Genomic DNA, 12,550 nt, shown 5'->3' on the forward strand with positions numbered 1-12,550 from the left:
CGGGCCCGGTCGCGATCGACGAGGCCCGGCCACCGCCGCTGCCTGCCGCCATCACTGCCACCACCACCGCCTCAGCCGGCGCGGGTGCGGTGCAGCAGCCAGACGAAGTACGGCGCCCCGATGATCGCGGTGACCAGGCCGGCCGCTATCTCCGACGGGGCGATCAGCCAGCGGCCGATCGTGTCGGCCAGGCAGACCAGGATCGCGCCCAGCGCCACGGCCACCGGCACCGACCGCGAGTGCCGGCCCCCGGCCAGGGCCCGGGCGGCGTGCGGGGCGACCAGGCCGACGAAGCCGAGGGCCCCGACGGCGCAGGCCGCGGCTGCGGTGAGGAGCGCGGCCAGGGCGCAGAACGCGATCCGGGCCGCGGTGAGGCGCACGCCGAGCACGCGCGGCATGTCCTCGTCGAGCACGATCAGGTCGAGCGTGCGGGAGGCCCAGAGCGTGACCGGCAGGGCGATGGCCAGGCAGATGAGCACCGGCACGGACTGGTCGGTGCCCCGGCCGTAGGTCGAGCCGGACAGCCAGGTCAGGGCCAGGTTCAGGTCGTAGGGGGAGACCACCACCACGATCAGGGTGGTGACGGCCGTGGCCGCGGAGCTGACGCCGATACCGATGAGCACGAGCCGTTCCGAGGACAGCCCGCGGCCGGTCGCCCGGGTGCCGGCGGCGAGCCAGAGCACCAGCGCGAACGTGGCCAGGGCGGCGAGGGTGGCCAGGGCCATCATCGACCAGGTGCCCAGGTCGGGCAGGAGCAGCACGACCGCGACGGCGCCGAGCGAGGCGCCGGGGGTGACGCCGAGCAGGCCGGGTTCGGCCAGCGGGTTGCGGCACACGGCCTGCACGACGGCACCGGCCAGGGCCAGGGCGGCACCGCCGGCGAGGGCGGCGAGAACCCGCGGCCAGCGCTGGCTCAGGGCGAAGTCGACCTGGGGCCCGGCCGCGCCGCCGACCCAGTTGATCACGTCGCCGAGCAGGACGATCCGCTGTCCGAGCAGCATGCCGGCGATGAGGACCCCGACGAGGGCGACGACGAGCACGACCCACAAGCCGGCCACCCAGGTTCCGGAACGCACCGTGCCGTGGGCACCGCGCGTCCCCTGGCCGACCGCGCCCCCGCGCAACTGACGGGCGAGCCAGACCAGCACGAGGGCGCCCGAGAGCGTGGTGACGACACCGGTCGGGATGATGATCGAGACGTCGGCGGAGACGAACAGGCGCAGCACGACGTCGGCCGAGACGACCACCAGGGCACCGAGGAGCCCGGCCAGCGGCAGCAGCACGACGTGCTTGCCCAGGCCCGGCAGCTTGCGGGCGGCGAACCGGGCGGCCACGCCGGCGCTCAGGCCGACGAAGCCGATCGGGCCGGTGACGGTCACGGCGATGGCGGCCAGCAGCACCGACAGCAGCACCGCGAGCACCTGGGTGCGGCGCACGTCGATGCCGAGGACCCGGGCCGAGTCCTCGCCCAGGGCCAGCACGTCGAGGCGGTGGGCGAGCAGCAGCAGACCGGCGATGCCGAGCAGGATGACCGGGATCGCCATCTTCACCTGGTGCCCGCCGGACTGCACGGTGGTGCCGCTCTGCCAGGCGAACAGACCGGTCGTCTGGGTCGAGAACAGCATCAGCAGCACGTAACTCAGTGAGCTGAGGGCCAGTGCCATGGCGGAACCGGCCAGCACCAGACGGGTCGGGCCGTTGTCGCCGCCGTGTGAGATGACCAGAACGGCTGCGGCGGCGGCACATCCACCGACGAAGGCGACCAGGCCGTCGAGGTAGAACGGCAGGCTGACGCCGAACGCGGCGACGGCGACGACGGTGAGGTAGGCGCCGGCGTTGACCGCGAGGGTGTCGGGCGAGGCCAGCGGGTTGCGGGCGACCGACTGCAGGGTGGTGCCGGCGACGCCCAGGGCCAGGCCGACGAACACGGCGGCACCCAGGCGGGGCAGACGGCTGGCGACGAGAACGGCGCTGGCGTCGGACTGGTCGTGGCCGAGCACCCCGCGCAGCAGTTCACCGAGGCCGAGGTCGGCGGTGCCCTGGGTCAGGTGCACCGCGGAGAGCGCGGCGAGCGCGGCCAGGCCGATCACGAAGACGCCGACGGCGGCCGTGATCGGCACGGGGGACGCGGGTCGCCCCGGGGACGCGGAGGGCGTCCCCGGGGCGGCGGTGCGGGTCTGGGTCACTGCGGTGTGATCAGCCGGCGGCGGTGACGTTCTCGACCAGCGTGTCGATGTACGCCGCGCCGGACTTCGGGCCACCGAACATCCAGATGCCGTCGGTGATCGGCTTCACGTTGCCGGCCTTGACGAAGTCGAGCTTCTTCCAGATGGCGTTGTCCTCGAGGGACTTCACGAACGAGTCGGCCGGGGCGCCGCCCTGCACGTACAGGAAGCTCGTGTCGGCGTTCGAGATCTTGGTCAGGCCCTCGACGTCGATCGTGGCCAGGCCGTAGTCGGCGTCGCCGCCGGTCGTGTACTGGTTGTCGAGGCCGATCTCCTTGGCGACGGCGCCGAAGTACGAGGTCGGCGTGTACATGCGGATCGTGACGGTGCCGGACTGCACCCAGCCGTCGGCCTGCACGAACGGGGCGCCGGTCTTGCCCGCGGTCTCCAGGGCCTTCTTGCCCTCCTCGACCTTGGCGTCGAACTCGCTGAGCAGCGCGGTCGCCTCGGTGGTCCGGCCGGTGGCCTCGGCCAGCGTGTTCACGGTCGTGCGCATGTAGCCGATCGCGTCGGCGCCGTCGGAACCCTTGAGAACGACCACGGGGGCGATCTTCTCGAGGGATTCGTAGACCTTGTCGGTGAGACCGGTGACGGCCACGATCAGGTCGGGGTCGAGCGCGGAGATGGCGTCGGTGTTCGGGGTGCCGCGCACGCCGACGTCCGGGGTCTCCTTGTCGAGGGGCATGACCGTGTCGTAGATGTTGTAGTTCTCGACGTCGGCGGCGCCGACCGGGGTGACGCCCAGGGCGAGCAGGTTCTCGGTGAGGCCCCACTCCAGCGAGACGACCTTGGTCGCGGGCGCGTCGAGCTCGACGGTGCCGCGCTCGTCGGTGATCGAGACCGGGCCGGAGGCGGCCGCGGAGGTGGTGGACTCGCTGGAGGAGCCGGTCGACTCGGTGGTGCCGCAGGCGGTGAGCAGCAGCGCCAGGGCCGCGGTGGTGGTCGCGGCCAGCGTCAGTGCGCGGCGGGGGCGGGTGAACATGCTTCGTCCTTCGTGATGTGGATGATTACAGGCTGGGCAGGCGTGAGAGCCGTTGCGTGTGACGGCCGACCGGCTTGGTGTGCACACCGCCGTATTCGTCGATCTGCACGTCGATGCGCAGGCCGTAGACCTCGCTGAGCAGGTCGGCGGTGAGGACCTCGGCGGGGGTGCCGGTGGCCCGCACGACCCCCGAGTGCAGCAGGACCACCTCGTCGGCGACGGCGGCGGCCTGGTTCAGGTCGTGCAGCACCACGCCGATGGCGACGCCGTGCTCGTCCGCGAGATCTCTTGTGATGTCGAGGATCTCGATCTGGTAGCGCAGGTCGAGGAAGGTGGTCGGCTCGTCGAGCAGGACCACGCCGGTGTCCTGGGCCAGGCAGGTGGCCAGCCAGACGCGCTGCAGCTCACCGCCGGACAGTTCGTCCACCGGGCGCTCGGCCATGGCGGCGACGCCGGTCAGTTCCAGGGCCCGCTCGACGACGGCGGCGCCGTCCTCATCACCGGAGCCGAAACGGCCGCGATAGGGATGACGCCCGTACCCGACGACGTCCTTGACCCGCACCCCACCGGGGGTGGGGCGGGACTGGGTCAGCAGCGTGACGCGGCGGGCGAAGTCCTTGGGGTGCAGCGTGCGCGCCTCGACGCCGTCGCCCAGGGTGACGGCGCCCGCCTGCGGGGTGTGGAGCCGCGCCAGCGAGCGCAGCAGGGTGGACTTGCCCGAGCCGTTCGGGCCGATCAGTGCCGTGACCCGGCCCGTGCGCAGGCTGATGCCGGCCGCCCGCACGACGGTCTTGCCGTCGTAGCCGAGGGTCAGATCTGCGCCGGTCAGCGCCGGTGCGGGTAAGGGCAGGCTCACGAAGGTGAGGCTAACCTATGCCGCTGCCGGTGATGTTGGGGGTGGGGCGTTCAGCCGAATTGTTTTGTGGCCTTACAGCTCCGGCACAGGCATCGTGACCGTCGGGTCGAGCCGGAACGGAACACACCCCCCTATACCGATCGGGTATAGGGGGGTGTGTTGCGCTCAGGCGGAAACGGGGTGCGGCTCGGCTGGGAACGGCGCGCAGTGCGGCCGGAACGGGGTGCGGCTCGGGTGGGGGATGAGGTGCAGTGCGGCCGGAACGAGGTGCGGCTCGGTCGGGGGATGGGTGCGGCTCGGTCCGGGCACGGGTGCGCCTGGGTCGGGAACACGGGTGCACCGGGGCCGCGAACGGGTCGCAGCACCGGGCGGGCCGAGCTACACCCGGAAGGCCGACATCGCGCTCTGCAGCTCACCGGCGATCGCCGCCAGCTGCGCGGCCGACGCCTGCGTGGCCTGGGCCCCGTTCAGCGTGGTGTTGGCCGAGGAGTGCACGCTGGTCAGGCCGTGCCCGATCTGGTCGGCTCCGCCGGCGGCCGTGGTCAGGTCGGCGGCCATCGTGCTGGTGGTCACCGACTGCTCCTCGACAGCCGTGGCGATGGTGGTCTGGTACGAGTTGATGTCGCCGATGACCTGGCTGATCCGGCCGATCGACTCGACCGCCACCGAGGTGTCGCTCTGGATCGCCTCGATGCGCTGCGAGATGTCCTCGGTCGCCCGGGCGGTCTCCTGCGCCAGCTGCTTCACCTCGTCGGCCACCACCGCGAAGCCCTTGCCGGCGTCACCGGCGCGGGCGGCCTCGATGGTCGCGTTGAGGGCCAGTAGGTTGGTCTGCTCGGCGATCGACGTGATCAGCTTGACCACGTTCCCGACCTCGCTGGAGGAGGCCCCCAGCCGGATCATGATCTCGGACGCGTCCGCCGCCACGGTCACGGCCTGGGCCGCCACGCCCGCGGCATCCTGGGCGCTGGAGGAGATCTCGCGGATGGACGCGCCCATCTGCTCGGCTCCCGACGCGACCGCCTGGACGTTCGTGGCCACCCCGGTCACCACGTCCCCCATCCGGTTCACGCTGTCGCTGGTGGTGTGCGCGCTCGTCGACATCGCCGAGCTGGAGCGCTCCAGCTCGCCCGAGTGCTGGGCCAGGGCCTGGCTGCTCGTGGCCAGGGTGCCGAGCGTTGCGCGCATACGCCGCACCGCCTCGGACAGCGCCTCGCCCATCCGGCCGACCTCGTTGCGCAGACCGAGGTGGATGTCCTGGGTGAGGTCGCCCGAGGCCACCGCCTCGAGCACGCTCCGCAGGCGGGCCAGCGGAACGGTGATGCTGCGCGCGACCACCGTGGACAGGCCGACCGCGATCGCGATGGCCAGGGCCAGGGTGAGGATCAGCACCAGGCGGCTGCGGCCGAAGGTGTCCGACGCCGCGTCCACGTTGGTCTTCGCGGCGGCGGTGGACATCTCGGTGAGACCGGCCAGGTCGTCGAGGGTCTGCGCCATCTGCGGGTTGATCTCGTTGGTGGAGTAGTCCTGCCACTCCTTGGTGCGGCCCGCGGCATTGAGTTCCTCGGCGTGGTCGCGCATCTCGAGGTAGGTCTGCCAGTTGCCCGCGAAGGCCCGCATCTTCTCGCGCTCGGCGGTGGTGACCGGCTGCGCCTCGAAACTCGTGATCGCGGAGTCGATGACGGTCAGCATCTCGCTGAACTGCTTCAGGTAGTCGTTCGTGGTGGGCGCGTCCAGCGACGTGCTCGCCTTCAGCGACGCCCAGCGGGCCTTCCACACCATCTCGCGCACCGTCGCGATGTCCTGAGCCGGCTGGTACGAGCTGGTGTAGATGGCCGAGCTGTTCTTCGCCAGGTTGCTCATCGACAGCAGGCTGATCCCGGCGCTGAGCACGGTCACGGCGAGCGCCACCGTCACCACCAGCAGGATGCTCGTGCGGATGCTCAGCGAACCCAGCAGGTTCCGTCCGTGGTTCTGCCTCTTGCCCATCTTCCCCGCCTTCAACGTTTCGTGAGCCTTCAAGCAAGTCTCGTCGAACGCGGTTCTGATCTTGATCGTGACAGGGGCGACACCTTGAGGGCGGGGACGGTGAATTTCCCGCCCGGCGGCGATTCAGCGACGAACGGTGAGGTGCCGGCGTACGAACCGGCCCACGTTCTCCAGGGCGGCGTCGGCGGGACCGCCGTCACCGAACCGGTTCTGGAACACGTGCGGGGCCCGGGCCGTGACCTCGAGCGTCACGTCGACATCGTCGGCCGCGGCCCGGGCCGCCAGGCGCACCGCGTCGTCGAGCAGCAGTTCGCTCGAGCCGACCTGGATCAGCAGGGGCGGGAGGCCCCTCAGGTCGGCCGTCCAGACGCTGGCCCGGGGGTCGTGCGGGTCGGAGGTGTAGAGCGCGCCGAGCGTGGCCAGGGCCTCGGGGGTGAAGATCGGGTCGATACCGACCCGGGTGCGCATGGACTCGCCGCTGTGGGTGAGGTCGGCGTACGGCGAGAACACGAAAGCCGCCGCGGGAAGCGGGAGTCCGGCGTCGCGAGCCCCGACCAGGGTGGCGATGGTGAGCCCGCCGCCGGCCGAGTCGCCGCCGATCACGAGCCGCGAAGGGTGGACGTTCCGCACGAGCTCGCGGTAGGCGGCCAGGGCGTCGTCGGTGGCCGCGGGGAACGGGTGCTCCGGGGCGAGGCGGTAGTCCGGGGCGACGGCCTCGGTGCCGGTCTGCCGGGCGATGGCGGTGGTGAAACCGGCGTAGGCCGCCGGACTTCCGAGTCGGTAGCCCCCGCCGTGCAGGAACAGGAGGGTGCCGCCGGTGGCGCCGGTGCGGATCTCGAGGGCGGGGCGGCCACCGAGTGTGGTGGTCCGGGTGGTGACGCCCGCGGGCAGGTCCCGGTGGATCAGCTGGTCGTAGGAGGTGCGCTGGTCCGCGAGGGTGGGGTCGATGGTCATGCCGGCTCCGGTCGCTCGTCGCAGTCGACTCCATGGAAAGATGCTTCCAGGGAATCTATCGTGACGGGAGCAACCAGCTTCCCGGGAACTAGATTCCCAGGAATTTAAAGAGGTGTGCGTGAGCCAGGCCACAGAGATGTTCTTCGACTTCGTCCGGGTGGAGACGCGGCTCTACAACACCGCCGACGCCCGGCTGCGCGACCGGCACGGGCTCACGCTCGGGCAGTTCCAGTTGCTGCACATCATCGACTCCACCGAGAACTGCCGGGTGCTCGACGTCGTCCAGGCGATCGGCATCACGGTGGGTGCCGCGAGCAAGGCGGTCGACCGGGTGGAGGCCGCCGGCCTGTGCGCCCGGGCGGCCAACCCGGGCGATCGTCGCTCGTCGATCCTGACGCTCACCCCCGAGGGGGCCGAGCAACTGAAGACGGCCCGCCCGGTGCTGGAACGCGAACTGACCGCCCTCACCGCCGACGTCGCCCCGCTCGACGAACTGGCCCGGGCCGCCGGGGTTCTCGCCGCGCTCCGGGCGTCGCTGGAGAAGCTGGGCTGAGACTCAGGCGCTCGGGTCCCACGCCACCAGCTGGTCGATGACCGTGACGTCACCCGTCACCTGCAGGGCGTCGAGTTCCAGCCGGCCGTAGCAGAAGAGCTGCAGGTCGCTGGCGGTTCCCCGCACGGAGACGTCGGGGGTGGAAGCCGGGAGGTCGAGCCGGTCGGCCCGGACCCCGTCGGCGCCCAGCGTCACGCGCCAGGAGCTGCCCTCGGTGGCGTGGTAGTCGAGCACCGCGGGCCGGTGGGGCCACGGCGTGGTGTTGGCACAGATGGTGAACTGGAACTCCTCGACCCCGTCGAGCGCCACCTCCGACGGCAGCGGCTTCCCGGGACCGACGGTGAGCTGCGCGTCGTAGGCGTGCACCGAGATCTCCTGCAGCTGGTGCCGGGCCACCGCACCGGACGTCCGCGGCGACTGCGAGTCGCCCCACCAGGTCCAGCAGGGCGCCGAGGGCCCCGCGGCCGCCAGCGCGTCGATCTGCTGCTGCGCGCCCTCGGCCAGCCAGGCCACCAGTTCGGCGCGGTCGGAGGGCATGGGCGGGATGTCGTCGGGGACGACCAGGCCGGTCGCGTCCGGGCCCGCGGCCACCGTCGCGGCCCAGCACCGGCGGCGCTCACCGATGTGCCGGGCCAGGTCGGACAGCGTCCAGTCGGGGCAGGTCGGTACCCGCACCTCGAGATCGGGGGCGGCGGCGATCGCCGCCCGGAAGTCCGCGGAGCGCTCGCCGAACAGGCGCAGGAGTTCCGAGAACGGCAGAGGTGTGTGCACCGGAGCTGTTTACCAGCGAGATGCTCACGCCGCAACGAATTTGAGCACCGCGGCCAGACGGACCCGGGTCTCGTCGGGCAGGCCCCGGATCGGCCGGGGCAGGCTCGGCCGGGTGACCAGCTCCAGGTGCTCGGCGATCGCCGCGATCACCCGGTAGCTGCCGTGCTCGGCGAACAGGTCCCACAGAGGCTGGAGCCGAGCCGATTCTCTCAGGGCGGCCGGGTGGTCCCCGGCCCGGGCCGGCCGGGCGATCCCCTGGGCGAGAAGGGGCAGGGTTCCCCCGATCGCCGAGAACCACGCGTCACACCCCTGTGCCAGGCCGGTCGCGGCGGCCGCGTCACCGGAGATTCCCAGTGTGATCCCCGAAGGCAGAAGCCCTTTCAGCTCAGGCACCCGGGAGGCCGCCGCCGGCGGGATCTTGATCGAGGCCACGTTCGGCAGCGCCGCGATCGCCGCGTAGAGCTCGTCGGTGAACGTGACGTGCGTGGTGGCCGGGTTGTCGTAGACCGCCAGGGGCACCGACAGCTCGCGCGTGACGTCCTCGAACAGACCGAACACGTCGTCGGGCGTGAGTGGCTGGTAGGACACCGGGGCGAGCAGAACACCGGCGGCACCGGCGTTCTGGGCGTCCTCGGCGTGTTCCAGCACGGCCCGGGTGCTGAGGGCGCCGATACCCACGGCGACCGGGATCGACCCCGCGTTCTCCACGGTGAGCCGGGCGACCCGGGCCCGCGAGGCCCGGTCGAGGTAGACGTACGACCCCGTCGACCCGAGGGCCGTGATCGAGTCGACCGACGCGTCCACCAGCCGTGCCGTCAAACCCGCGTGGGCGACCTCGTCGACGCCCTCCCGAGTCAGAGGTGTCAGCGGGAAAGCGCTCAGCCCCGTGAACATCTCACCTCCCCTGGAACATCGTGTAGGCGAGAACGGCCAGCCCCACGACCACGAGCGCCGCGATCACGGCCGAGACGATCTTCGCGACGCTGTACGGCCGGTCGCCGATGACCTCACCCGTGCGCGCGTTGATCATCACCTGCCAGGTCTTGTTGTCGAAGCGGTAGGCGGCGAGCCAGACCGGCAGCAGCAGGAGCTTGAACGTGATGGCGTTCCACTGGGTGTCCATCGAGGTGACCCGCTGTTCGTCACCGCCGATGTCGTCACGGCAGTCCCGCTCGATCTGCCGCTCCGCGATCTGCTTGAACTGCTCCAGGCCGGCCGGCGGCTCGACCTCGTAGCGCAGCGTCTGGTAGCCCGCCAGGAACTCCGGCTGGTAGGGCACGGCGGCCGGGATGTCCCACGGCTCAAGGGCTTCCACCCGCTTCGAGGGCAGGCGGGTGACGGCGGGGACCAGGATGTCGTCGAAGATCCGCTCGACCTGCCCGTAGGCCGGCCACCAGCGGATCTTGCGCACCTGACGCTCCTGCTCCTCGCCGTCGGAGTCGCGGTAGGTCTCGGTCTCGTAGTAGTAGTCGCCGCGCTGACCGTGGTACATGGTCATCGTGTCGCTGTCGTAGGTCCAGTACGGCAGGTACGTGCCCTGGATACCCTCGCGGGCGGCCAGCGACTTCAGCGAGTTGGGCGCGAACCAGCGGCTTCTCACCCAGGCCTGCAGCAGATCCATGGCCTTGTCCGAGGCGATCGCGAACGGCAGCACGCCCTCGGGCGTGATCATGATGTCCGTGTTCGCCTCGACCACGATCGCGGCGCCGCAGAACGGGCACGCGTCGGAGAGCTTGTCGGTCTCCGTGCGCGCCCCGCAGCCGGTGCAGGTCACCGTGTGCGCGGCGATCTGCGACACCGGCATGCTCTGCGCCGTAGCCATCCACAGGTCGTAGTCGTGTTCGCGCACCACCCGGTTCTCGTCGCGCGCGACCTCCTGCTCGAACCCGCAGTACGGGCACTTGAGCGCGGTGGTGCCGGGCGCGAACGTGAGCCGCGCGCCGCACGAGGCGCACGGGTACTGCTGCTGGGTGTACTGCTGCTGGTCCGTCATCCCTGACCTGGCTCTAGATCGTCGGTGGCTTGGAAATCTACTGCGGGGGCAGCGGCGGCGGACCCTGGGTGAGGAACCGGGAGACCTCGGGAACCGAGGCGGCCGGCGTCCATTCGCCCATACCCGCCTTCCAGACCAGGGTGGTGCCCGACAGTGCGCCGGAGGAGGCCTGCGCCTGCAGCCCGGCCTCGTCGAGCGGCCCCTGCTGGGCACCGTTCACGGCGATGTACCACTGGGCGGCGACGGGCAGCGGGGGAGGACCGGCCGGTTGGTGCTGAGGCTGAGCCTGCGCCTGGGGCTGCTGATACATCGCGGCGGCGGCCTGCTGACCCAGCCCGACACCCAGCCCGATCCCGAGAGCGTCACCCGCACCACCCGGGTTGTTCGACGCGTTCTCGATCGCGTTCGCCGTCTGGAACTGCGTGTACTTGTTCAGGTCGCCGAGCACACCCATCTGGGTGCGCTTGTCCATCGCGGCCTCGACCTCGGGCGGGAGGGAGACGTTCTCGATGATGAACTTGGGGATCGCGATTCCCGAGGGCGCGAGCTCCTCGGTCAGCGTGCCGGCCAGGCGCGCGGCGATGGCCTCCTGGTTCGCGGCCAGGTCGAGCACGGCCACCTGGGCGTGCGCCAGGGCACCCGCCAGCCGGCCCACGATCATCTGCCGCAGGTATTCCTTGACCTCGTCGGTCTTGAAGAGCCCGTCGGTGCCCACCAGCTCCTTGAGGAACAGGCCGGGATCGACCACGCGCGCCGAGAACCCACCGAACGCCCGCACCCGCACCATGCCGAAGTCGGCGTCACGCAGCATGATCGGGTTCTGCGTGCCCCACTTCAGCTCGGTGAACTGGCGGGTGCTGACGAAGTAGACCTCGGCCTTGAACGGCGAGTTGAAGCCGTACTTCCAGCCCTTGAGGGTGCTCAGGACCGGCATGTTCTGGGTCTCGAGCGTGTGCGTGCCCGGGGTGAACACGTCGGCGATCTGGCCCTCGTTGACGAAGACCGCGGTCTGGGACTCCCGCACGACGAGCTTCGCGCCCATCTTGATCTCGTTCTGGTAGCGCGGGAAGCGGTACACCATCGTGTCGCGGCTGTCGTCCAGCCACTCGATGATGTCGATCAGCTCGCCGCGGATCTTGTCGAACAGGCCCACCGTGCTCCTCCTTGGCTCGTCGGTGCCCCTGGCCGGGTCGGTCCGTGACCGGCCGGCCGGGTGCACACGTCCCCTCGCGGGGATCTTGCACCAGACAGACGACGACCCGTGCGCCGACGTTGCACCACTCGGCGAAGAGGCTACGGGCTGCACCCGAGGGCAGCCGGGAGGGGCACGCTACTCGCCGGAATCCAGGGCCTCGGTGACCGCGGTCCGCAGGGTCCTGGCGCTCAGGTCGTCCACCGTCGTCCCGTTCACCCGTGCGGCCGGGGTGGTGGTGACGGTGGACGCCGTGGTCGCCTCCGTGGCCCAGTCGCCGTAGGTGAGGCTCGAGATCGCGGTGCTCACCGCGTCCTGGCTCGCGCCGGCCTCGACGGCGTAACCGATCAGGGCGTCGTCGGTGAGGTCGTCGCCCTGGTGCTCGAGGAGCAGCTCGTGGAAGGCCGGGAAGGCGTCGGGGTCGGCGTTCACCACGGCGGCCGCGGCGTTGACGGCCTTCAGGCCGGCGGAGGTCTCGTCCTGGTCGGCGGTGGTCCCGGTGGTCTCGCTGTCGGCGTCGTCCGTGGAGAGCAGGTGGTAGTGAACCTGCACGTCGCCGTCCTCGGCCCAGGTGGCGAGCTGCTCGCGGGCGGACTTCTCGAACGTGGCCGAGTCCTTCGACGCGTAGTCCTCGTAGAGGTCGATCGTGACGGCGGCGGTCTCGTCACCCACCACGACCGAGTTGTCCGGCCCGATGTTGGACGGCGTGGTCGTCGCGGCCGTCTCCGTCGCCTCCTCGCCGGGCCGGCGGTCGGACCAGTAGAGGAACCCGCCCAGGACCACCACGAGCACCAGCACGACCGCGGTACCGACCCGGACCGCCTGCCGGGTGGCCTTCTCCCGCGCCACCCGCAGCCGTTCCTGCTCCATCTTCTGCCGCCGCGCCTCACGGGTCGCACGTCCGCTGGTCATGGTTCCTCTCCTCCGTCGGGGGAGGAACCGTAGGGCGGCGGGCTGTGCGGAACCCGTGAGGAACATATGAAAACGGTCGGGGAGCGATCCCGGGGGCCGGCCACCGCACCACCCGGGTCTCCG

Annotated in this window: 11 protein-coding genes; 1 reads left to right on the forward strand and 10 read right to left on the reverse strand. The window is 71.1% G+C overall.

What is annotated here, in order from left to right:
- Window positions 1-71 precede the first annotated feature (71 nt).
- From J2S57_RS23375 to J2S57_RS23395, 5 genes are all read right to left on the reverse strand, one after another.
- A complete protein-coding gene (locus J2S57_RS23375; protein WP_307246600.1) occupies window positions 72-2,186 on the reverse strand; it encodes an iron ABC transporter permease in 2,115 nt (704 codons plus the stop codon).
- Between the two features lie 10 nt (window positions 2,187-2,196).
- On the reverse strand, window positions 2,197-3,207 hold the full coding sequence (locus tag J2S57_RS23380) for an ABC transporter substrate-binding protein (protein WP_307246602.1): 1,011 nt from the start codon (window positions 3,205-3,207) through the stop codon (window positions 2,197-2,199).
- 25 nt (window positions 3,208-3,232) lie between these two features.
- Window positions 3,233-4,063: an ABC transporter ATP-binding protein gene (locus J2S57_RS23385; protein ID WP_307246604.1), complete on the reverse strand. Its 831-nt coding sequence runs from the start codon at window positions 4,061-4,063 to the stop codon at window positions 3,233-3,235.
- A gap of 378 nt (window positions 4,064-4,441) precedes the next feature.
- Window positions 4,442-6,052: a methyl-accepting chemotaxis protein gene (locus J2S57_RS23390; protein WP_307246606.1), complete on the reverse strand. Its 1,611-nt coding sequence runs from the start codon at window positions 6,050-6,052 to the stop codon at window positions 4,442-4,444.
- Between the two features lie 123 nt (window positions 6,053-6,175).
- A complete protein-coding gene (locus J2S57_RS23395) occupies window positions 6,176-7,006 on the reverse strand; it encodes an alpha/beta hydrolase (protein ID WP_307246608.1) in 831 nt (276 codons plus the stop codon).
- Between the two features lie 118 nt (window positions 7,007-7,124).
- Between J2S57_RS23395 and J2S57_RS23400 the strand changes: the two genes are divergently transcribed.
- On the forward strand, window positions 7,125-7,559 hold the full coding sequence (locus tag J2S57_RS23400) for a MarR family winged helix-turn-helix transcriptional regulator (RefSeq protein WP_307246610.1): 435 nt from the start codon (window positions 7,125-7,127) through the stop codon (window positions 7,557-7,559).
- Between the two features lie 3 nt (window positions 7,560-7,562).
- Here J2S57_RS23400 and J2S57_RS23405 read toward each other — a convergent pair whose 3' ends face one another.
- The 5 genes from J2S57_RS23405 to J2S57_RS23425 form a co-directional block, all read right to left on the reverse strand.
- Window positions 7,563-8,330 carry a maleylpyruvate isomerase N-terminal domain-containing protein gene (locus J2S57_RS23405; protein WP_307246612.1) on the reverse strand — a complete coding sequence of 256 codons (768 nt, stop codon included), beginning with the start codon at window positions 8,328-8,330 and terminating at the stop codon, window positions 7,563-7,565.
- A gap of 24 nt (window positions 8,331-8,354) precedes the next feature.
- Window positions 8,355-9,224 (reverse strand): dihydrodipicolinate synthase family protein, encoded by an 870-nt coding sequence (locus J2S57_RS23410; protein WP_307246614.1) that lies wholly within the window; start codon window positions 9,222-9,224, stop codon window positions 8,355-8,357.
- A gap of 1 nt (window position 9,225) precedes the next feature.
- Window positions 9,226-10,323, reverse strand: coding sequence for a TFIIB-type zinc ribbon-containing protein (locus J2S57_RS23415; protein ID WP_307246616.1), 1,098 nt, complete (start codon window positions 10,321-10,323; stop codon window positions 9,226-9,228).
- Between the two features lie 37 nt (window positions 10,324-10,360).
- Window positions 10,361-11,476 (reverse strand): SPFH domain-containing protein, encoded by a 1,116-nt coding sequence (locus tag J2S57_RS23420; protein WP_307246618.1) that lies wholly within the window; start codon window positions 11,474-11,476, stop codon window positions 10,361-10,363.
- A gap of 177 nt (window positions 11,477-11,653) precedes the next feature.
- Entirely contained in the window at window positions 11,654-12,427 is a 774-nt protein-coding gene (locus tag J2S57_RS23425) for a DsbA family protein (protein WP_307246620.1), read from the reverse strand.
- Between the last annotated feature and the right edge of the window lie 123 nt (window positions 12,428-12,550).

The organism is Kineosporia succinea (assembly GCF_030811555.1).
Taxonomy (GTDB): domain Bacteria; phylum Actinomycetota; class Actinomycetes; order Actinomycetales; family Kineosporiaceae; genus Kineosporia; species Kineosporia succinea.